The 22,095-nt window shown below is 64.5% G+C and carries 11 protein-coding genes; 6 read left to right on the forward strand and 5 right to left on the reverse strand.

Annotation, left to right across the window (positions count from 1 at the left end):
• The first annotated feature begins 69 nt into the window (after positions 1-69).
• The 4 genes from ACXJKM_RS00080 to ACXJKM_RS00095 all read left to right on the forward strand — a co-directional run bounded on the left by ACXJKM_RS00080 (position 70) and on the right by ACXJKM_RS00095 (position 16,590).
• A complete protein-coding gene (locus tag ACXJKM_RS00080) occupies positions 70-14,367 on the forward strand; it encodes a hypothetical protein (protein WP_457349464.1) in 14,298 nt (4,765 codons plus the stop codon).
• Complete coding sequence (locus ACXJKM_RS00085) at positions 14,364-14,858, forward strand: hypothetical protein (RefSeq protein WP_457349466.1); 495 nt, start codon at positions 14,364-14,366, stop codon at positions 14,856-14,858. The genes ACXJKM_RS00080 and ACXJKM_RS00085 overlap by 4 nt, the downstream gene beginning before the upstream one ends.
• Positions 14,859-15,115: 257 nt before the next feature.
• Positions 15,116-15,994: an REP-associated tyrosine transposase gene (locus ACXJKM_RS00090; RefSeq protein ID WP_457349468.1), complete on the forward strand. Its 879-nt coding sequence runs from the start codon at positions 15,116-15,118 to the stop codon at positions 15,992-15,994.
• 77 nt (positions 15,995-16,071) lie between these two features.
• Positions 16,072-16,590, forward strand: a complete 519-nt coding sequence (locus ACXJKM_RS00095) for a hypothetical protein (protein ID WP_457349470.1) — start codon at positions 16,072-16,074, stop codon at positions 16,588-16,590.
• Positions 16,591-16,673: 83 nt separating this feature from the next.
• Here the strand turns inward: ACXJKM_RS00095 and trxC are convergent, their stop codons facing one another.
• From trxC to ACXJKM_RS00120, 5 genes are all read right to left on the reverse strand, one after another.
• A complete protein-coding gene (trxC, locus tag ACXJKM_RS00100) occupies positions 16,674-17,096 on the reverse strand; it encodes a thioredoxin TrxC (protein ID WP_457349472.1) in 423 nt (140 codons plus the stop codon).
• 135 nt (positions 17,097-17,231) lie between these two features.
• Complete coding sequence (locus ACXJKM_RS00105) at positions 17,232-17,666, reverse strand: universal stress protein (protein ID WP_056198567.1); 435 nt, start codon at positions 17,664-17,666, stop codon at positions 17,232-17,234.
• Between the two features lie 90 nt (positions 17,667-17,756).
• Complete coding sequence (locus ACXJKM_RS00110) at positions 17,757-18,581, reverse strand: sulfurtransferase (protein ID WP_457349474.1); 825 nt, start codon at positions 18,579-18,581, stop codon at positions 17,757-17,759.
• A 118-nt stretch (positions 18,582-18,699) separates the two neighbouring features.
• Positions 18,700-19,602: a DMT family transporter gene (locus ACXJKM_RS00115; protein WP_457349476.1), complete on the reverse strand. Its 903-nt coding sequence runs from the start codon at positions 19,600-19,602 to the stop codon at positions 18,700-18,702.
• On the reverse strand, positions 19,602-20,714 hold the full coding sequence (locus ACXJKM_RS00120; RefSeq protein ID WP_457349478.1) for an aromatic ring-hydroxylating oxygenase subunit alpha: 1,113 nt from the start codon (positions 20,712-20,714) through the stop codon (positions 19,602-19,604). Before ACXJKM_RS00120 ends, ACXJKM_RS00115 begins: the two co-directional genes overlap by 1 nt.
• A gap of 234 nt (positions 20,715-20,948) precedes the next feature.
• On the opposite strand from ACXJKM_RS00120, the gene xseB reads away from it, so the two are divergent.
• Positions 20,949-21,209 (forward strand): exodeoxyribonuclease VII small subunit, encoded by a 261-nt coding sequence (gene xseB, locus ACXJKM_RS00125; protein ID WP_056198557.1) that lies wholly within the window; start codon positions 20,949-20,951, stop codon positions 21,207-21,209.
• Positions 21,206-22,093 (forward strand): polyprenyl synthetase family protein, encoded by an 888-nt coding sequence (locus tag ACXJKM_RS00130; RefSeq protein ID WP_056198553.1) that lies wholly within the window; start codon positions 21,206-21,208, stop codon positions 22,091-22,093. The genes xseB and ACXJKM_RS00130 overlap by 4 nt, the downstream gene beginning before the upstream one ends.
• Positions 22,094-22,095: the final 2 nt, after the last annotated feature.

The following is a 22,095-nucleotide window of genomic DNA, read 5'->3' on the forward strand; positions in this document are numbered from 1 at the left end:
GAAACGGAAGCTAAACAACCCGTCCCGTCCCTGGATTACCTAAGTAGTACCGATCCTTGGGAGAGAGACATGGTTTCAGTGGTCACCGGCAGTGGTAATGGTTTGGTCAACACGTCCAAGGACGTGTTGGGCGGGGCGGGCGGGATGGGACAGGCCGCCACGGGGCGTGCCGGCGAACAGATCACCGTCAATGCAGCCAACGGCAACCTCGTCATCCAGGACCGCGACGAATACCTGGTGGGCGTCGGCCCCGACGTCGATCTGCTTCGCACCTACAACAGCCAGGGCGGCTGGGACGGCGATAACGGGGATGGCTGGCGCGTCGGCTACTACCGGCGCGTGTCGGGGCGCGTGGGCACCGTCAACACCACCGGCAGCAGCATCAAGCGCACCGATGCGGACGGCCATGAGGCGTCGTACTCCTTCGACACCGCCACCGGCAAGTACCTCACGGCCGAGGGCTCGGGCCAGTTCGACAGCCTGAGCTACAGCGCCGGCGTCTGGACCTGGACCGATGGCGATACCGGCACGGCAGAAACCTACGCCAATGTCGACGGGGAGATCTACCGGCTCTCACAGGTCAGCGACGCCCAAGGCAACCTGGTCAAGGTTGACTACGACGGCGGCGGCCTGATCAGCAGCCTGTCCACCTTCAAGGCTGGCAGCTCAACGGCCGACGAAGTGGTGACGCTGAATTACACCGGCACGCAGCTGTCCAAGATCACCACCAGCTACAAGGATGCGCAGGGCGCGCAACAGACGCGCAGCGTCACCAGCTACGGCTACACCGGTGGGCGGCTCAGCCTGGTCACCACCGACCTGACGCCCGAAGACACCACCGACAGCAGCACCTATACCGTCAGCTACGGCTACGACGCCAACGGCAGGCTGCAGACCATCACCCAAAAAGATGGCAACACACAGACCATCGACTACTGGCCCGACAGCCGCGTCAAGTCCATCACGGACGATCAGAACCGCAAGACCGGCTTCGTCTACGACACCACCAACCGCACCACCACGGTGACCGATGCCCTGGGCCAGGTCACCACGCTCAAATACCTCGGCGGCGTCAACAGCGGCCAGCTGGAAGAGATCAGCGGCGCACTGCTCGGCGGTGCAAGCTTCAAGCAAAGCTACACCTATGACAACGGCGACGTGCTGACCAGCACCAACGCCAAGAGCGAAGTCACGACCTACGAGTACGCCGGCGCCGGCAAGCTGGCACGCCGGACCGATGCGGCGGGCAACGTGCTGGAGCGCACCTACACCAGCACGGGCCTGCTCGCCTCAGAGACGACCTACACCGTTGCCGACCCGGACGGCGTCGCCGGCCCGCTCAAGGCCAGCGGTGCGCGCACCACCCAGTACATCTACGACACGACGCAAATCGCCAAGCGGCGCCTGGCCTATGTGCTGGGCCCGCAGGGCGAAGTGACACGCTACGTCTACAACGGCTGGGGGCTGCTCGCACGCCAGGTGCAGTACACGGCTGCTGTTTTCAGCGACCCCAATCCCAGCTTCACTTCGCTCGAGAGCTGGGTGAACGGTCCCCAGGCGCAGAGCCTGGATCGCCAGATCGTCGAGTTCGACTACGACCTGCGCGGCCAGGTGAAGGAGCAGCGCCGCTACACGACGATGGCCCTGTCCAACGGCGTTGCCACGCCGGGCGGGGCGATCAAGACATTCACCAGCTATGACGCTTTCGGCCGACTGCTCTCCAGCAAGGACACGAACAGCAACGGCACCACCTATCTGTACGACGGGCTGAACCGCGTGACCAAAAGCGTGGACGCGAACGCCGCGATCACGCTCTATACGTACGCTGATTCGGATCGCAAGACCTCCGTCAAGCTGGACAACGGCCTGACCACGGTGCAGATCTTCGACACGATGGGCCGCCTCGTGTCCAGCGACGTGCTCGGCGCTGTCAGCCAGACGGCGCTGGGCGCCACCAAGTACTTCTACGACGCGGCGGGTCAGCTGCGCCGCGTGCAGGACGCCACCAGCGTCTCCAGCCACACCCTGTACGACGTCAGCGGTCGCAAGAGCGCCGACATCGCCGCCAACGGCCAGCTCACCGAATACCTCTACGACGGCGCGGGCCGGCTGATCCAGACGGTGGCCTACGCCACGCTGGTGAGCGAAGCCACGCGGGCCAGCTTGAGCGACGCCCAGGGCCAACCCACCGCCAAGACGGTGGCAGACGTCCGTCCCGCGGTCGATGCAACGAATGACCGCGTCACGACCTTCTACTACGACGCCGCCGGCCGGCTGGCCGGCACGCTGGACGCCGACGGCTACCTGACCGAGAACAAGTACGACGGCACCTCGGCCCTGACAGCCCAGACCCGCTATGCCACCGTCTTGAGTGCTGCTGCCGTGAGCGCCGCACGCCTGATTGCGAGCTCGGGTACCACGCAAGCCAATGTGCCTACCCTGCCGACGCCGACTGCCGACGCGGCGCGCGACCGCACGACACGCAACCTGTACGACGCCACGGGGCGCCTTGCCGCGCGGGTAGACGGCGACGGCGGCCTCACCGTCTGGAAGTACGACGCGGCGGGCAACACGCTCTCGCAGCTGCGTCGCTCAGCCCTTTTGAGCGACGCACAGCGCACCAACCCCTCGCTGGCCGACTTGCAAGCCCTCGCGCCATTGAATGACGACGAGTTCACCCAGTGGGTCTATGACACAGCGGGCCGCCAAATCGCCCAAGTCAACGCCGAGGGTTATCTCACAGAGTACAAGTTCGATACCGCAGGCCGGCCCGCTGGAAGCATCAGTTATCTCGCCCAGGCCATCAAGCCTGTGATCAGCGGGAGCCCGGCAAGCTTGAAGTTGTTCAAGACCGGCGACCTCACCGATGCCTTGCGGACCTCGTTGAGCAGTCCCAAGTTGCCCCTGTCCACCAGCAAGACGTACAACAACCGGGGTTTGCTGGAGCAGGAGACGGCAGCGGACGGCACCGTCACCTTCTACGACTACGACAGCCTTCAGCGCCTCAAATCCACCACGCTGGCCAAGGGCTCGGGCGAGGATCGCAAGCAGAACATCGGCTACGACGACTGGGGCCGCGTGCAGAGCACGCAGATCGAAGGCGATGCCACAAGCACCACTTTCACCTACGACGCTGCAGGCCGCCGAACCAGCGTGACCGATGCGCGCGGCAACAAGACCTTCTTCTACTACGACGCGCAAGGCCGTCAGGTCTACGCCATCCTGCGCGACCCGATCAAGGGTGGCGAGGTCACGGAGACGATCTACAGCAACTTCAGTGAAGTGCAGGCCACGGTCACGCACAGCCAGCGACTCTCGGTGGCCGACGCCACCGGTCTGGTAGGTGGCAAAGTTGACACAGCGGTTGTGAGCCGTGCGCCTGCAGCTGACATCTCGCTGTCAAGCGCGATTGCTGCGCTGAACAACGCCGGCCTGGACAACCGCAGTGCGGTGACCTTCAACCAGCGCGGCCTCATCCAGCAGGCCATTGATGCGCTGGGCAACAAGGCCGACTACAGCTACAACGCCTTCGGCCAGCTCAGCAAAGAGATCCGCGACATCGATCCTGTGGGCACCGCCAACGCGCGCCGCCTCACGCTGGACTATGGCTACGACCGGCGCGGCAACGCCACTCGAACCGAACGCGGCGGCCCGGGGCTGGCAAGCGCCGTGATCACGGGCGCGACCTTCGACGCACTCGGTCGGCTCTACAACACCACCGACGAACTCAGCCGGATCACTCAGTACACCTATCTGCGCGACGGTGGCACTGGCCGCAAGATCACGATTGCCGGGCCGGCCGGCACCACATCGACCACGTACGACGCGCTGGATCGAACGGTCACCCGTGTTGATCGCACCATCAGCACCGTCACCTACACCCATGACGCCGTCAATCGCAAGCTGACGGTAAAGACGGCGGCAGGTATCCAAACCGTCACCGAGTACAACCGCCACGGGCAGGTCTACAAAGTCACCGACGGCGCCGGGGCGACCACCACTTACGCCTACGACGCCCACGGCAACCTGCTCACCGTGACGGATGCGCTCGGCAACGTCACGCAGAACGGCTACGACGCCAACGACAACCTCGTCCAGGTCGTTCAGGGACTGAAGGCCAACGCCGGCGGTGCCCCGATCAATGACGGGGCCGCCAGCACGACGAGCTACAGCTTCGACGCCGCCAACCGCGTGCTGATACAGACGGTGGACCCGCTGGTCAACAACGGTGTGGGGCTGAACCTGCAGACCCGCTACGAGTACGACGGCCAGGGGCGCAAGCTCAAGATCACCGACCCTCGCGGCACCGTCACAACGCAGGTCTTCAACGCCAGGGGTGAACTTGCCGACGTCATCGTCGACGACGTGACCGGCGGGCTCAAGCTCAAGACCAGCTACAGCTACGACGCCCAGAGCCGAGTGCTCACCGTCATCGACGGAGCCGGCACGACCTCCGCCCGCAAGGTGGCCTATGCATACGACATCCTGGGCCGACGCACGTCAGAGACCGTCGACCCCGACGGGCTGAAACTCAAGACCAGCTACGAGTACGACGCGGCCGGGCGTCTGCTGTTGAAGCGTGACTCGCAGAACAACGTCACCGCCCGCTACAGCTACGACAACGCCGATCGCCTGCGCTACGGCGTCGACGCCCTTGGTGCCGCCACGCGATATGACTACGACGGTGAAGGCCGTGTCACGGCCATCCGGGCCTATGCCACAACGCTGGCGGCGGGCTGGGCCAGCAAGACCTACGACGAACTGCGTACTGCTCTGGACATATTGAGCGCCGGCCCGGCCGAGCAGCTCAGCATCAATTCCTACGACGGCGATGGCCGTTTGATCTACAGCGTCGACGCCCTGGGGCAGGTCACGGAACGCAAGTACGACGGCGCCAATCGGGTCGTGTCGGAACGCCGGTACGAGCAGATCATCACCGGGGTCAGTGTGGGCATGTCGGGCTCCGCGATCTATGGAAAGCTGGTCAAGGTCGATGCCAAGGATCACGTCATCCGCTACGCCTACGACAAGGTTGGCAATCAGCGGTTCGTCGTCAATGCAGAAGGCTTCGTGAGCGAGCGGCGCTACGACGCGGCAGGCCGGATCGTGGCGAGCGTGGAGCACGAGCAGCCCTGGACCTGGAGCGTCGGCACCGTGCCAAGCGAGGCTGACCTCGCGGCGATCTATTCGCCGACCAAACGCGAGTTCAACAGGGACATGGACGGGCTAGGGGGTTCCGTCGGCATCTGGGAAGCCGGGCGGCTCAAGCTGGTCAGCGAGCCGCTGCCCGACGGCGGCTGGGCTCTCATGACCAGCCCAAAGCTGATGCCGGTGGGGTCAGTACTCAAACTCGACTATCAGCCGGTTCACCTCCAGCAGTTGATGCACATCATGCTCAAGGATGGGGCTGGCGGCATGAGCCGAGCGGCCCTGATTTTCAAGAACAACGGCCACGTCTATACCCAGTGCCGACAGCTACCCGCCGGAACGTTTGTGGAGGTGGACATCGGGGTCTACGTTCCGGGCAAGACGTACAGCATCGAGATGGAGTCAACCGCCACCGGCGCGCGCGTCTTTGTCTATGAAAAAGGCACGTCGCGCGCCAGTGGCTTGGCGGCAACGATTGTCGAGCCGACGACGGACTGGCAGTCCGTTCGGGTTGAGTTTGCCGTCTTGCGTGCCTCAGACCTGCCAGCAGGTCAAACGATCAGCTACGTCGACAACGTCGAGGAGATCCCGCCGCTCAAAGGCCGCGTTACTCAATTTGCCTACGACGCAGCGGGCCGCCAGCGCTTTGCGGTTGACGCGGAAGGCTATGTCACCGAGACGCGCTACGACGACGCCAACGCCCGCACGACGGCACTGCGCTATGCCAGCCGCCTGAGTGGCAGCAGCAGCTACACGCCTGCTGCTTTTGCCCCCGCGCTGAACACGTTGACGGCAGCACTTCCGGGTCTGGGTGCGGCGACCAGCGTCATCCGTGAACTCGACCGCGCCGGACGCCTGAGTCTCGAGACCGACGGCAATGGCGTGCAGACCCAGTTCACCTACGACGCCGCCGGCCGGCTGGAGAGCGAGGTCCTGGCCAGCAACGTGGGGGGGCAAGCCAGCACGACGCGCTACGCCTACAACGGCGCCGGCCAACGCATCTCGATCACGCGCGCCGACGGCACGGCACTGGCCAGCACCACGCGCTACGAGTACGACGCCCAGGGCCGCCTGTGGCACGAGATCGACCCCCGCGGCGTCGCGCTGGCCGAAGGCACCGGCGCCTGGGAGCAGGCCGAGCGCGCGCGGCTGGGCTACGCCGCTGACCTCTCCACCCTGGCCGCCGATGCCAAGGCCGCGGCGCAAACCGCGCTGCGCAAGCTCTACACCACCGACTACGGCTACGACGCTGCCGGCCGCGTCACGACAGTCACCGACGCGCTGGGCGGCGTCACCGCGACGGACTACGACGCCTTCGGCCGCGCCAGCGTCATCACCGATGCGCGCGGCTTCAAGCGCTACCAGGTCTACGACAAGACCGGGCGCCTGCTGCAATCCGTCGATGCACAGCGCTACCTCACTGCCTATGGCTACGACGCCTTCGGCAACCTCACCAGCAGCCTGCGCGTGGACGCCAAAGTGCAAGGCACGCTCTCGGGCGGCCAAGCCGTCGTTCTGGCCACCGCGGCGCAGGCCAATGGGGCCTACGTGCTCACCGCCGCCACGGCAGACGCCCTCACGAGCCGCACCTACGACCGCAACGGCCGCCTGCTCCAGGAGACCGACGCCGAGAACTACGTCGAGGGTACCGATGTGCTGGACGCATACGGCCAGCGCCTGAGCGTCAAGAACAAGCTCGGCGCCACCGTCACCTACACCTACGACCGCCTCGGGCGCCTGCTCACCGAAACCCTGCCCGTGCAGGCCAAGGACGGCACCGGCGCGCTCAAGAACGTCGTCAACGAATACCAGTACGACAGCCGCGGCAACCGCATCACCAGCATCGAAGCCAAGGGCCTGCCGGAACAGCGCACCACGCAGATGGCCTACGACGCCAATGACCGCCTGGTCCGGCGCATCGGCATGAGCTACACGGCCACCGCCGCCGACGGCAGCACCAGCACCGTCACGCCGGCCGACGCGATGCGCTACGACGCCCGCGGCAACCTCATCGAGCAGGTCAGCCACGGCCAGCTCCAGGCCGACGGCCTCACCGTCAGCGGTGGCAGGCGCTCCGTGGCCTGGTACGACGCGCTCGACCAAAGGACGCTGGAGATCAGCGCCGACCGCGTCGCCTCGCGCGCCAGCTACGACGCCGCGGGCAACCAGGTCGTGCAAACCGTCTATGCCACGCGCATCGCCGACGGCGTGACCCTCGACCCGGTGGGCAGCGCGCCCGCGGCCACCGCCGACACCGCCAACGACCGCACGCTGCGCACCCTGTACGACGCGCTCAACCGCAAGACGCAGACCTCGCTGGACAACCTCTACGCATGGAGCAGCGGTGACGGCACGGCCGCCTTCGTCATCAGCGGCCTGACGCCGAAGAACACGGTGCTGCAGAGCTTCTTCTACGACGCGGTGGGCAACCTCACCGAGCGCAAGGATGGCCGCGGCAATTCCAGCTTCGAGTACTTCGACGGCAACGGCCGGCGGACCCTGTCCATCGACGCCGGCGGCGCGGCCATCGCGTGGGAATACGGCCACGCGGGCAACGTCGCCACCAAACAAACCCGCTACGCCGCGATGCTGCCGGGCGGCTACGCCCGCCAGGCCGACAAGCTGGCCAGCGCCGGCGCCACCAACGACCCGGCGCAGCTCATCCCCGTCATCGCCGGGCAGAACGTACCTGTGGGTGAGCAAAACCGCATCACCGAGGTCAGCCTGGACCGACTGGACCGCGTCAAAGAGAAACGCATCAAGAATGTGACTGACGACAGCGTGGACCCCAGCGGCAACCGCACGCTCGCCACGAGCGACGCCGTCACGCAGTACCAGTACAACGGCCTGGGCGCGGTGAGGAAGATCCGCGAGTTCGCCACTGCCAGTGCCCTGGCCAGCGACAAGGCCGACGAGACCGACATCACCTACGACGGCCTGAACCGCGAGACGCACCGCGAGGCGCCGGGCTACAAGGACTTCGAGGGCGCCGACGTTCGGCCCACCACCGACACCGAGTACGACGGCCTGGGGCAGGTCAAGCGCCGCATCCAGCGCGGCAGGGACACCAGCGTCGAGACGGACGACCGCATCACGCTCAGCGGCTACGACGCCAACGGCCTGCTCGTGCAGATGACGGACGCCGCCGGCGCCATCACGACCTATGCCTACGACGCCAACGGCAACCTCGCCCGGCGGGTGAACAAGGACGTGCGCCGCTCGGACAGTACCGCCAGCGCCCCCAAGCTGCGCGACATCATCACCAGCTACGAGTTCGACGCGGCCGGGCGCATCGTCGTCGAGAAGCACTGGGAGAGCGACAAGACCGCCGCGGCCGAGACCCGCAAGACCCGCTACAACGCCTTCGGCGAGTTCAGCGCCAAGGGCATCGGCGACGGCTGGGAGGAGTTCGCCGAGTACTCCACACTGGGCAAGGTCGTGAAGACGAATTCGGGCGACGGGGCGATCAAGTTCTACGTGTATGACGCCAACGGCAACCAGACCCGCGAGATCCGCGGCAATGGCGATGCGACCTACAAGGTGGCCGGGCTGGACGTGGCCATCGACCTGCGCAGCCTCACCCTGCAGCAGGCTACATCCGGCAAGCGCAACCCTGCCGACACCGCCTTCCTGCCGCTGTACTCGCGTGTCAGCGTCTACAACTCCCGCAACCTCATCACCCAGACCATCGATCCGCAGATCGATGTGCTCAAGAGCGCGGTGACGATGAGCAGCCTGTATGACCAATCCTGGGTTCCGGCATGGCAGCCCATGCAGCCGGCGAATCTGCAAGCGGGGAATGTAATTCCGCTGGGAACATTCACGACAATCAGTGGATCAGCGCCGAGGATTAATTTCCAGCTGGATGCTGGAGATTGGTTTGACTTCTACACGGGAACCAACCCATGGGCACCATTGGCGAGCAGCTCTAAAAGTCAAGGCGGCGCGTTTTCAATTAACTTGGAGTCATACAAAGGCACGGGTCTTCATACATTCTTTTATACCAGAGGCACATCTATTTTCAATCTAGGGGCGCCCACAGTAAATGGCGTGGGGTGCAGCGTAAAAAGCCAGGGCGCCGGCCAATTTAGCGTCGACAACCAAGGCAACATAACCATTGTTTCTCATTCGCTCACACTTCCCACGGGGGGATATCCCGCTGGCACGGATCGTAATCGTGTGGCCGTCAATTTTCAGGACCCGGTTGGGTTCGGAAAAGATGCGGACTATCAATTCTCATTAAGTACTAACGGTTCCAGCTACACCGATCTTGGTCGGTATACATGTTTGCAGCTCGGTACCAGCCCGAATTGTCCAGCTGCGGTAGACCTCTCTTCATACAGGCCAGCTAGCGGATCCGTCGTGCTTTTCTTGAAGTATGAATACTTCAGATGGCCCTACACGGCAGGGACCCTGCGCCTGCGCCTTTATGCTGACGGCACCTTATCGCAGGAAACGAATTACGCGGATCCTAATGCCATGCCGCTTGAGTTTTATGTCAAGGGCAGAAATATCCCCCAGGCGCAATTGTGGATCAACGGGCAATGGCGCGTGGCTACCGGTACATATCAGCCGCCCCAGAACGGGCAGGACGGCTATACATGGTTCTCCATAGATGGCCGTGGTCTGGTTTCTCCTGGCAATACTTACGCCTATCGGCTGTATCCAAAAACAAGCGCGGGCTATACCTACCTGAATGAAACCAACGAGGAGCTGCTGCAAGACGGCCAGATCGCCATTGACGGGTCTGGTGGAACCCGAATCCAACAACTAATTGCGGTACTCGCCAACCAACCCAGCGTCACCATCAAACGCTTCCAATCCTTCAACGCCTTCGGCGACGTGGTGGAGGAGCGCGACGAACGCGTGGCCGAGCGGATGCTTGCGGCCATCAACGACGACCGCAAGAGCAAGAACCAATCCGCGCTGACCGCCCTGACCGCCGACCAACTTGCCAGCGCCAAGACCACGCTGCAATACAACACCCAGGGACAGCTCATCGCCAAGCTCGACCCCGAGACCTTCGTCACCGCAGAAAACGGCTATCGCTACCGGGCCCGCCCCGAGACCCGGTTCGGCTACGACCTGCTGGGCCGGCACACCACCATGCTGGATGCCAATGGCAACTTGAGCCGCGTGCAATACCTGGCCGGCAGCCGCGGCGGCGACGCCCGGGTCGTGAGCGAATTCGATGCCGCCGGCGGCAACGCCGACGCGTACAACGCCACTGGTGGCGGCATCCGCACGAGCCAGTACGACATCTTCGGTGACGCCCGCAAGGTCACCGACGCTGAGGGCGCCGTCACCGAACGCAGCTTCGACAAGCGCAGCCTGCTCACCACCGTCACCCGCAAGGGCGTGCAACGCCTGGCCAACGCCACCAGCGACACCCTCGCCACCGGCCGCGACCTCAGCGACAGCTACGCCTACGACGAACTCGGCCAGCGCCTGACCGCTACCAACGCGCTCAGCATCACCACCCGCACCGACTACGACGCCCTGCAGCGCGTCGTGCAGACCGTCTCCGGCAACGGCTTTGTCACCGGCTACACCTACGAGCTGCGCCAGGCCGGCGCCAGCGGCATCACCAGCGTGGCTGGCGCCGGCGGCGCAGCCACCACCACCGGCGGCTACGTGCGCACCACGCTGCAGGCTGACGGCCGCAGCCTCATCGACAAGGTCGACTACTTCGGCCACACCACATGGCACCAGGACCTCAGCGGCGCGCAGTTCACCTACACCTTCAACAGCGCCGCCCAGCTCATCAAGCAGACCAGCACCGTGCACACGGGCCAGAGCAACAGCCAGAGCGTCGACTACACCTACTACGCCAACGGCTACATCCGCTCCTTCACCGACAACACGCAAGGCATCACCAGCGAATACGCCTACGACAACGCCGGCAACCGCGTGGCTGAGGGCACCTTCAGCCTCGTCAACGGCACCAAGACGACCGCCTACCAGAACGCCACCATCACCTACGACGAGCTCAACCGCATCTCGCGGGTGCGCGACGCCAACTTCTTCGACGTGGCCTACGAGTTCGACGCCGTCGGCAACCGCCGGCGCATCACCGCCACCTACTGGGACGGCCTGGCCGGGCTACTGGGCGGCGGCACGCAGGACTACTGGTACGCCTACGACAAGCTCAACCGCTTCGTCGTCAGCAAGGGCCGGTTGGAGACCAGCGCCGGGGTGGCCACCACCACGCGCGGCACCGGTCTGGCCGACACCGGCGTCGTCATCAAGCGCGGCACCGAGGGCACCCAGCTGGGTTATGACAAGGTCAGCCAGCGCCGCTTGGCCACCTATAACGATCCCTACCTCGTCGCCGGTGCCCAAACCGTCAGCGAAACCTACACCTACAGCCAGGACGGCTACCTGCTGACCACCGCGCAAACTACGGCGTACATCAACGGCCTGGTGGCTACGCGCAAGGTCGATGACGTGGGCCGCACCACGCTGCTCACCGACCTCTTCAACCATCAGTCCACCCAAAGCACCTACGACAACGACAACCGGCTGCTCACCCAGAGCTTCGTGGGCGACATCCGCAACCTCAGCGACACGAGCAAGAACTACACCGTCACCTACAGCTACTACAAGGACAAGACCGACAGCGCGACCAGCCAAACGGGCTCCGGGGCGCTGGCCAGCGTCTTCCAGCAGCCTGCGGCCACCGGCGCCAATGCCTTTGCGACCACCACCACCTACAAGTACGACTACTGGGACGACACCAAGCAGTCCATCATCACAAAGTACACGGCCAACCAAAACACGGCCAGCACCCTCAAGTACGACGTCAACGGCCACCTCAAGAGCAACACCGACGCCGGCACCGGCCAGACCCAGAGCTACCGCACCAACGCCAACGGCCAGGTGCTGCAGCGCACCAGCGGCTCGATGGCGCACTACTTCTACTACGCCGATGGCCGCCGCATCGGCGATGTGGGCAACACGCCCGAAGACAAGCTGCGCGTGAGCTACGCCGAGCAACTGCACCGCAAGGGCATCCCCGAAACCGCCGACCAGCGCCGCGAGCGCTACAAGCGCCCCAGCCCCGTCACCAGCGCCGACTTCGACCAGAACTACGAGCCCATCAACGACAGCTACCCCGGCAGCGCCGCCGGCAGCTACACCGTGCGCCAGGATGGCGAGACGCTGCGCACCATCGCGCAGTCGCTGTGGGGTGATTCCAGCCTCTGGTACCTCATCGCCGAGGCCAACGGCCTGCTGGGCGACGGCGCGCAACAAATGGGCCGAGTGCTGGTGATTCCCAACAAGGTCACCAACATCCACAACAACAGCCAGACCTGGCGGCCCTACAGCGCCGGCGAAGCCATCGGCGCGGTGGACCCGAACTGGTCCGAGGCCAATATGGCGGGGTTCGAGAGCTTGAGACAGGCGATCCAGCGCTCCATCGGCATCGCGATGAACAACATAGCTACCAGCAACTGGCTCATGCAGATGACCGAGCAGGCGGCGTCAACGGCTTCGTCCAACTTGAACTTCTTCTATGCGATGAAGGGAATCGACGCTCGCCTGGATGCAGCAAAAACGGCGGCTGAAAATGCTCGCGCGGCGAGGAACCGCAGCTTGCTCAACGAAGCCGAGCGAGCCTCGGATCCAGCTCGCTTCACTTCGCCAGCGACTGAAGTGTTGAAGAGCAGCTACAGCTTCCTGGCACCGCCGGGGCAGCAGTTGGCCGGATTGGGTGGTGTGAGCGTGGGAAGTCTCAGCGTCGAAGCGCTGGGGTGGGGCGCCGTCGCACAAGGAGCATTTGGCATTGCAATCGGTAGCAGTCTGGCAAGCGGCGATAACTACAGCCGCTGGGGCACGGACGACACAGAAACTCAGCGCTTGCTGGCGCGGTATCCGGCGCCTGCTGCGAACTTGCCGTCTATGGACTTCGAGGCGCGCGCGCCTCTGCCTGAACCCAACGAGCGACCGCTCCTGGAAATTGGTGAGGTTCCTGGCTTCCGGCCAGAAGACCGCCTTGTTCGGCTGCCCCGCGCGGTTGTGACTGGCTCGCGTGCAGGCGCTTCAACCAGCCTTACCTCGGAGACGGCAGCCGAAATCGGGGGAATCAGCGGTCGCGAGGAAGGACTTGCCCTGGCCGGGCGGTATCTGGACTACAGCAGGCAGCTTCGCGGCCACGCCAGCAACGCTGGCAGTAGTGCCATCGCCAAGACCTACAACAGCATGGCTGACGGCTATGCGGCCGCGAGCCGAGAGGCCGGCCGCGTCTCTGGGCAGTTCACGACGTATTCAAGCTTGCCGCGCCCGTTCACCAATCCCGAGCCCTTTGGTGGTGGTGCCAACTGGAGCATGTACGGCGCGAACGCTGCTGGCGTGGAGATGTCGTTCCGGCAGGGCACTCCTGAGGGCGTTGACCGATTGGTACCCTTGCTGGTCGCGGCGCCTGTCACGGTGCCTCTGCTCTTCACAGGTTTGGGTTTTGCCGGCGCAGCAACGTTCGGCGGCGGCATGGCGGCATGGCAGTACTCCTCCAGCGGTAACGTGAATGCCTATGACGTCATGGACATGGCCTCGTTCGGGGCGGCATTGCCGTCGCTGGCCACGGGAGCGTACTCATTGACCATGCGGGCTTGGAAAGCGTTGAGCTTCACGGAGGCGGCCAACTTCCCGACGTTTGTTACTAGGTCCGTGAGTGGTGAATCGTCGTCAGTCTTATTCGAGCCGGAGGCCAACTTCCTTGGGCTGACTCCTGTTCGGCCGCTGGACGGGGGAGATCTCGGCCCGCATTTGGTAATTGCCACGATCCAGAATAACAAGGCGGGCATCCCAAGGGGGATCAGTGGGGGGCACAACGAAGTTAACTTTCTGCAAGCAATGCGAGATGGCGGCGGCGCCGTCTCCCAGGTTGATGAATTGGCAATCGGAATTCGACAGTACCAATATTCGATGCCTGGCAGCAATAACACGCTTACGAAGACTGTTTACGACCCGCTCGTGCATTCGGATGCGCACATGTCGGCATTGGCGAACGATGCTGGGCAAAGGGCCGCATACCTCTACTCACAAGGCGTTCCGCCAACAGTGCCAAACAGCAACACGTACCTTATCGAGGCAGGGGGCATCAAGTGGGAGGTTCCGGTGGGGAACTTTAAGACAGAAATTGGAAATGGTTGGGGCAAGGCAAGCAACCCGTATGTTCCGACTGCATATCCACATCGGGTTCAAGGAGGTCAATCATGATGGCGAAACTTGGCAGCGCACAATATGGCTTGGCCGGTTATTCCTGTGTGTCAAAGCCGCGCTGTACCCAAGATGACCCCGATGCGCCGCTCATGTACGCCCTTGGCTATGCTTTGGGCACTCATAACGACTTGGGGCATTTTCTTCGCGCTATCTTCCCGCCATATCCCAACGGAGCGCCAGGCGGAGGTGATCCAGGATGGATTTGGTATCGCGAAAAGGATGGCAGTGGCAAGGATGTCATCGTCGTCGAGTTGGATGCGGTTATCGCACCATCGGACGGGGTGTGGGCAATATATTCGGAAATGAAAATCCGTTATGAGGTGCGAGCGGCTTTAAGTAACTATGCAATCATGTCGCCGAAGCGATTGGCAGACGTCAATGCCGTTATTCACAAGTACGGCCTAGTCGAAGTCGAAAATCCTGCCGGTTTGGCGATGATTCCAGCGTGGACTGGTGAGTTGCCAGCGCAGATTGTCAAAAATGAATAAGGGTTTGAGGGTGCTGTCCGCCTGCGGCGGCGATTCACTCCTCCAGAGAACACGAGGGTTCGCGAGGATTCGGAGCACAAGGTTCGTCGGTTCGCGCGAGGGTTCGAGGGTTCGGGATCACCCGCTAGCCGCCCCCGTCAAGTGGCAAACACGAGAGGTTCGAGAGGTTCGGAGAGGTTCGGGGTCAGAGGTTCGGTGGTTCGGGGTCAGGTCTTAACTTTTAACCCCTCTTGCCTTTTCTGACATAGAGTCCGTGCATGTCCCGCCCGCTGCGCATCGAGTTCCCCGGCGCGCTGTATCACGTCACGGCGCGAGGGGATCGGCGGGAAGACATCTTTGCCGACGACACCGACCGCGCTCGCCTGATGGCCGTGGTGGCGCAGGGCCTGGGGCGCTTTGACGCCCAGTTGCTGTCGTATTGCCTGATGAGCAACCACTATCACTTCGTGGTGCACACCCAAGCGGCCAATTTGTCGTTGTTGATGCGGCACATCAATGGCGTGTACTCCCAGGCGTTCAACCGCCGGCATGGCAAGGTGGGGCACCTGTTCCAAGGCCGCTTCAAGGCGATCCTGGTGGACCGGGAGGCCTATCTGCTGGAGGTGTGCCGCTACGTGGAGTTGAACCCGGTGCGTGCCGGCATGGTGGCCGGGCCGGCTGATTGGCCCTGGTCCAGCTACCGCGCGCATGTGGGCCAAGCCGCCAGCTCCGCGTGGCTGGACACCCCGGGCCTGCACGGCTATCTGCTGGGCCAAGATCCTGCATCGCCGGCCGACGTCAAGCGAGCGCAGCGCCTTTACGCGGAATTGGTGATCGCGGGGCAAGGCGTGCCGCTCTGGGACGAGGGGTTGAACCGGCAGATCTACCTTGGCGACGACGAATTCGTGCAGCGCATGTTGGATGCTGCTGCGCCGAGCGCGCGACGCAGCCCCGAAGTCCCCAAACCGCAGCGCCACACGCCGCGGACCCTGGAGCAATGGCTGAAGCAATGCGCCAGCCGCGAAGAAGCCCTGCGCCGCGCCCATGCAGAAAGCGGCCTGTCCATGACCGCCCTGGCGGCGGAACTGGGTGTCAGCGTGGCTCGGGTAAGTCAATTGATCGCCAGGGCGGAGAGGCAGTTAAAAGTTAAGACCTGACCCCGATTTCGGACCGAGAGGCAGTTAAAAGTTAAGACCTGACCCCGATTTCGTGACCCCGATTTCGGACCTAACTCATGGTGGTGTCAACTTCCGTGTATACATTAACGTTGATAAGTCCGGAAATCCATTTATCGGCAACGTTCATCCCATTAGGTAAGTTAAATATGGATTATCTTAAAGCGGCTTTTGGTGCCTTCGCGCCGCATCAAGACGAAGATGCGGCGGTTAAGTTCGCATTGAATGTCGTGCTATTGGACGGGCGGTTGCACGAGTTGGTCGAAGTTGTCATTGACGGTAGCCAATTTGGTGGCATCGAGGGTGAGCCGGGTTGGATGCTAGAACGGCGGGATATTGCTGATGAAAGCAACGAGTCAGCGTATCCCGGCTGGCCACCAGGCGCACGCTTTAAGGCAAGTGTGGATGAAGAGGCATACCAACTTCGTTACCCGGAATGTTTCATGAGCCGCAAGGTATTCCTAAAATATCTTGCCTCGGCCATTAACGCCTATGTAGCGGCGAACTCTTCAAGAGCAGCTGAACCAGCCGTAGCTGCGCTCCGCAAGGAAATTGTGTCGGCGCCGAACCAACCTTGAGTCATTGGCCTGCAACCCGCCACCCGTACCAAGGCAACAGAGAAAAATCCGCACAACCCAGGGATCAGCCAAGCGCTGTGACGTCAGCGCAGCGCGCCGTCTACCCAGGTACCGAGCTGAGCAGCCGTCATCGCACCGCTCTGCCGCCCAACCTCACGGCCGCCAACGAACAGCACGGTCGTCGGAATGCTGCGGATCTGCAGGCTGCCGCTGGTGCGTTGGGCCGCGTCGCTGTCCACCTTGACGAAGCGGATGTCCGGCCGATTGGCGGCGAGTTGTTCGAAATGCGGCGCGTACGAACGGCAGGGCCCGCACCAAGCGGCCCAGAAGTCCACCAGCACCGGAGCCTCGGTGCCCTGAAGGTAGGGGGCCAGGTCGGCATCGCCCAGGGCTACCGGCTTGCGCGGCGCGACCGGGCCGCCGCAGCGCCCACAGGTGGGGTCGTCGGCAAGGCGTTCGTCGGGCACGCGGTTGCGGGTGCCGCATTGGGGGCAGACGAGCAGCATGGGGTGAATTTAGTCCAAGGGTCGCGCTGCGGCGGCGTGCGCGCCGCCGCATGCCCGCGTAGGCCTCGCCTGACAGCGGCGCCTCGATGGCCTGCGTCAGGCCCGGCTCAACGCCGCCTCAAGGGCAGTTGCCGCTCATTTGACGATCAGCACCGGCGTTTCGATATGCGACAGCACCTTCTGTGCCTCGCTACCCAGCAGCAGGGCCGCGAAGCCCTTGCGGCCGTGCGAGGCCATGACGATGAGGTCCACGTTCTCGGCCTTGGCATGGTCGACGATGGCTTCCCAGGCGTGCAGGGCTTCGGTGGTGTGCCCGCGGCAGGACAGGCCCTGTGCCGCTGCGGCCGCGCTGACGGCCTCGACGCGCTGGGTGGCGACGCGCAGTTGGGCGTCGATGAACTCCTGCGGTGGCACGGGCTGGATCTCGGAGACGGCGCTGTACGGGAAGGGCTCCATGACGCTGAGCGTCAACAGCTGGGCGCCGTGAATCTTGGCGAGCTGGATGGCGGTGTCCACCGCGTGGGCGGTGATGTCGGAGCCGTCAGTGGGGACGAGGATGCGCTTGAACATTCGGTCCTCCAGTCGTTGCGAAGAACCACAGTGTGGCCGATCAGGCGCCGGAATGCTTGTCGGAGATCAACGCTTTGCTCATCCCCTGGCCTAACCTTTGGCGATAGGGCGGGCCGGGTCTGACGACCATTCGCTCCAGGAGCCGGGGTAAAGCAGGCTGTCGCCCAGGCCGGCGTGGGCCATGGCCAACAGGTTGTGACAGGCGGTGACACCGGAGCCGCATTGCTGGACCACCGCGCCGGCACTGTGCGGTGCCAGCAAAGGCTGGAACTCGGCACGCAGTTGGGCCGCAGGCTTGAAGCGGCCGTCGGCGCCGAGGTTGTCCTTGAAGAAGCGGTTACTGGCGCCGGGAATGTGGCCGGCGGCCTTGTCCAGCGGCTCGACCTCGCCACGGAAGCGCTCGGCGGCGCGGGCGTCGATGAGGCGGACGTTGCCGAGCTTCTTGAGCAGGGTGGCGGCGTCGATCTGGCCGACCAGCGGCTGGCCGGGTTGCCAGTCGGTCGGCGTGGCAGTTGGGACATCCGCCGTCATTTCGCCGTCCCAGGCGCCGTCCAGCACGGCCACCTCGGCGTGGCCCAGCCAGCGCAGCATCCACCAGATGTGGGCGGCGTAGGGGCCGCCCTGGCGGTCATAGGCGACAACCTGGCGGCCGGCGCTCAGGCCCAGGCGGCGCATCAACGCGGCGAAATCCTCGCGCTCTGGCAGCGGGTGGCGGCCGCGGAAAGACCCATCGGGGCCGGTCTTGTCGCCGCAGAGGTCGCGGTCCAGGTGCAGGTAGAAGGCGCCGGGGATGTGGCCGGCCGCGTAGGCGCGCTCGCCGGCGTCGGTGTCGGTGAGGTCGAAGCTGCCTTCGAGGATCAGCGGGTTCGAGAGCGCGCGGAGTTCGGTGGTGGAAATCAAGGTCGTGAACGACATGTCGAAGCTTCCAGTGTGGTGACTTACCCAGTGACTGCCGCGGAACCGGCTTTGCTGGGCCGCTGGCAGTGCCCCCTTGAGGGGGCGCGCGAAGCGCGTAGGGGGTGGGCCAGTCCCTTCATGACTCAGCGGGGTTGAACTGGCTGTCTTTTGGCGGCGGGGCGACCTTGGAGCGCAGCAGCGTCGCCGCAAGGCCGGCGCCGATGATGAGCAGCATGCCGAAGGTGGCGTGCCAGGTCAGCGGGTCCTTGAACAGCAGCATGCCGTAGATGAAGGAGAAGACGATGCCCAGGTATTGCAGGCAGGCGTTCACCAACGGGCGGCCGATGGAGTAGGCGCGCGTCAGGCACACCTGGGCGGTGGTGGCCAGCACGCCGACGGCGAGGAGCAGAAACGCACCCCACAGCGTGTGGCTCTGCAGGCCGCCCTGGGTGACGGCCGTGATGACGGCGCCAGCCACGCAGCCGCCGACCGAGAAGTAGAAGACGATGCGCAACTCGGGCTCGCCGACGCGGCCCAGGGCCGTGACCTGGAGATAGGCCATCGCGGCGATCATGCCCGACAGCAGGCCGGCCAGGCCGTACCAGAGCTGCTGCTGGTCCAGCGTTGGGCGCAGGATCAGCGCGACGCCGACGAAGCCCAGCAGCACCGAGGCCATGAGCCGCCAGTCCAGCCGCTGGGCGCCCATCAGCACGGCGCCGCCGAGCAGGAAGAGGGCCATCCAGACCGAGGACATGTAGTTCAGCGTCATGGCCGTGGCCAGCGGCAGGTGGCTGATGGCGTAGAACCACAGGCACAGCGAGGTGACGCCGGAGATGCTGCGCCACAGATGCATGCCGGGCAGGCGGGTCTTGAGGCTGATGCCCTGGCGGTGCGACAGCAGGGCCATCATCACGGAGCCGACCAGGCCGCGGTACATGACGATCTCGCTGGCCGCATAGAACTCGCTGGCCAGCTTGACGCAGACGCCCATGGTGGCGAACAGCAGCGTCGCCGCGACCATGAGCACCGAGGCGGGCATCAGAGAGGCGCGCCGATCTCGTTCCGGAACCATTCATGGAAGTGCTGCATGCCGTCTTCCATCGGGCTTTGATAGGGGCCGGTCTCGTTGTCGCCGCGCATCATCAGCGCCTTGCGGCCGGCATCCATGCGCTCGGCAATCTCGTCGTCCTCCACGCAGGTTTCCATGTAGGCGGCCTGGTGGGCCTCGACGAAATCGCGCTCGAAAGCGGCGATCTCCTCGGGGTAGTAGAACTCGACGAGGTTGACGGTCTTCTGCGGCGACACCGGGTGCAGCGTCGACACGACCAGCACATGCGGGTACCACTCCACCATGATGTGCGGGTAGTAGGTCAGCCAGATCGCGCCGGCCTCGGGCGGGCGGCCCTCGCGGAACTTCAGCAGTTGGTCGTGCCAGCGCTGGTACACGGGCGAGCCGGGGCGCTCCAGGTCCTTGTGCACGCCGACGGTCTGCACCGAGTGATGCTTGCCGAACTCCCAGGCCAGGTCGTCGCAGCTGACGAAGCCGCCCAGGCCCGGGTGGAAGGGGCCGACGTGGTAGTCCTCAAGGTAGACCTCGATGAAGGTCTTCCAGTTGTAGTTGCACTCGTGGACCTGGACCTTGTCGAGCACATAGCCGGTGAAGTCCAGCTGCGCGCGCGGGCCCAATTGGCTGAGCTCGGCGGCCACATCATGGCCGTTGTCCTCGAACAGCAGGCCGTTCCATTCCCGCAGCTTGTACCGGTTCAGGTTCAGGCAGGGGTCTTCGGCAAAGTGGGGCGCACCGATCAATTCGCCCTGATGTGAATATGTCCAGCGGTGCAGCGGGCAGACGATGTTGGCCTGGGTGTTGCCGCGACCCTTGAGCATCAGCGCCTGGCGGTGGCGGCAGACGTTGGAGATCAGCTCGATCCCCTGGCTTGAGCGCACCAAGGCCCGGCCTTCGCCCTCTTGCGGCAGGGCGTAGTGGTCACCGATTTCGGGGACGGCCAGTGCATGGCCGACGTAGCGGGGCCCTCGCTGGAAGATGCTGGCCTGCTCGCGCTGGAACAGATCGGGGTCGAAATAGGCGCTCACCGGGAGCTGGGTCTGGCTGCGTGTGAGCGCCGAGACGGGAAGACTCAGGTCGGACATGATCCAGGCGGGTCTTTCAGGCGGGTAGAGGTGCTGCGTCCCTCCGGCGCATCTCGGGGCTGCCGAGTCGGCCAGGTTGCTAGGTGTGGAAAGGGGGCTCGAGGCCGCGCGCGTGCGCGCTCGAGCGAGAGGTTCGGGATTCTACGCATGCCCGCGTCCTCCGTCCGACGGTTACGTCCGCAGGCACCAAGCTGAGGAAGCCCGCTGACTACAATTGCTGTTTCGCGTTTTGAAATGACCAAGTCCTCTCCCCGCACCAAGGCCGCCTCGAGCGACGGCGATGCCGACCTCAGCTACGAGCAGGCGCTCGACGAGCTGGAGCGCATGGTGGCGGCCATGGAGGGGCAACAGCTGCCGCTGGACCAACTTCTGCACAGCTACAAGCGGGGCGCCGAGTTGCTGGCTCTGTGCCGCGGGCGGCTGCAGGCGGTGGAACAGCAGGTCAAGCTGCTGGACGGCGCCGAACTGAAGGCCTGGGAGGGCCCCGAATCTTGAATGCACAGGACTTTGACCGCTGGGTGCAGGCGTCTTTGAACGCCTTCGAAGCGGCGCTGGATGATCTCGTGCCCGCCGCCGCACCGGCTGGCCTTGGCGAGGCGATGCGCTATGCGGTGCTGGGCGGTGGCAAGCGCCTGCGCCCGCTGTTGGTGCTGGCGAGCTGCGCGGCCGTGGGCGGCGACAGCTTTGCGGCCATGCGCGCAGCCTGCTCGGTCGAGCTCATCCACGCCTATTCGCTGGTGCATGACGACATGCCCTGCATGGACAACGACGTCATGCGCCGCGGCAAGCCGACGACGCACGTCGCCTTCGGCGAAGCCCAGGCCATGCTGGCGGGCGACGCGATGCAGGCCCTCGCCTTCGAGGTGCTGACGCCGGACACGGGCATTGCTCCCGCCCTGCAGGCGCGGTTGTGCTCGCTGCTGGCCCGCTCGGCCGGCCACGACGGCATGGCCGGCGGCCAGGCCATCGACCTGGCCAGCATTGGCAAGCGACTGGACGAAACCACGCTACGCGACATGCACCGCCGCAAGACTGGTGTGCTGCTGCAGGCCAGCGTTCTGATGGGCGCGGCCTGCGGGTCGGTGTCGACGCAGGCGACCCAGTCGCTGTCCGACTACGGCGCGGCGCTCGGCCTGGCCTTCCAGGTTGTCGACGACATCCTCGACGTGACCCAGGATTCCGAGGTGCTGGGCAAGACCGCCGGCAAGGACCAGGACGCCAACAAGCCGACCTATGTCAGCGTGCTGGGCCTGAATGCCGCGCGCGCGCTGGCTCAAGCGCTGCGCGCCGAGGCTAAGGCGGCCCTGGCCGCCAGCGGCCTGGCCGATGTGAGCCACCTCAGCCTGCTGGCCGACTCCGTTGTAGAGCGGGACAACTAAAG

The organism is Roseateles sp. P5_D6 (assembly GCF_054049415.1).

Excerpts from the sequence above, each read along its gene's own strand:
- ACXJKM_RS00080 (WP_457349464.1), top strand. The coding sequence starts at position 70 with ATGGTTTCAGTGGTCACCGGCAGTGGTAATGGTTTGGTCAACACGTCC.
- ACXJKM_RS00085 (WP_457349466.1), top strand. The coding sequence starts at position 14,364 with ATGATGGCGAAACTTGGCAGCGCACAATATGGCTTGGCCGGTTATTCC.
- ACXJKM_RS00090 (WP_457349468.1), top strand. The coding sequence starts at position 15,116 with ATGTCCCGCCCGCTGCGCATCGAGTTCCCCGGCGCGCTGTATCACGTC.
- ACXJKM_RS00095 (WP_457349470.1), top strand. The coding sequence starts at position 16,072 with ATGGTGGTGTCAACTTCCGTGTATACATTAACGTTGATAAGTCCGGAA.
- trxC (WP_457349472.1), bottom strand. The coding sequence starts at position 17,096 with ATGCTGCTCGTCTGCCCCCAATGCGGCACCCGCAACCGCGTGCCCGAC.
- ACXJKM_RS00105 (WP_056198567.1), bottom strand. The coding sequence starts at position 17,666 with ATGTTCAAGCGCATCCTCGTCCCCACTGACGGCTCCGACATCACCGCC.
- ACXJKM_RS00110 (WP_457349474.1), bottom strand. The coding sequence starts at position 18,581 with ATGTCGTTCACGACCTTGATTTCCACCACCGAACTCCGCGCGCTCTCG.
- ACXJKM_RS00115 (WP_457349476.1), bottom strand. The coding sequence starts at position 19,602 with ATGCCCGCCTCGGTGCTCATGGTCGCGGCGACGCTGCTGTTCGCCACC.
- ACXJKM_RS00120 (WP_457349478.1), bottom strand. The coding sequence starts at position 20,714 with ATGTCCGACCTGAGTCTTCCCGTCTCGGCGCTCACACGCAGCCAGACC.
- xseB (WP_056198557.1), top strand. The coding sequence starts at position 20,949 with ATGACCAAGTCCTCTCCCCGCACCAAGGCCGCCTCGAGCGACGGCGAT.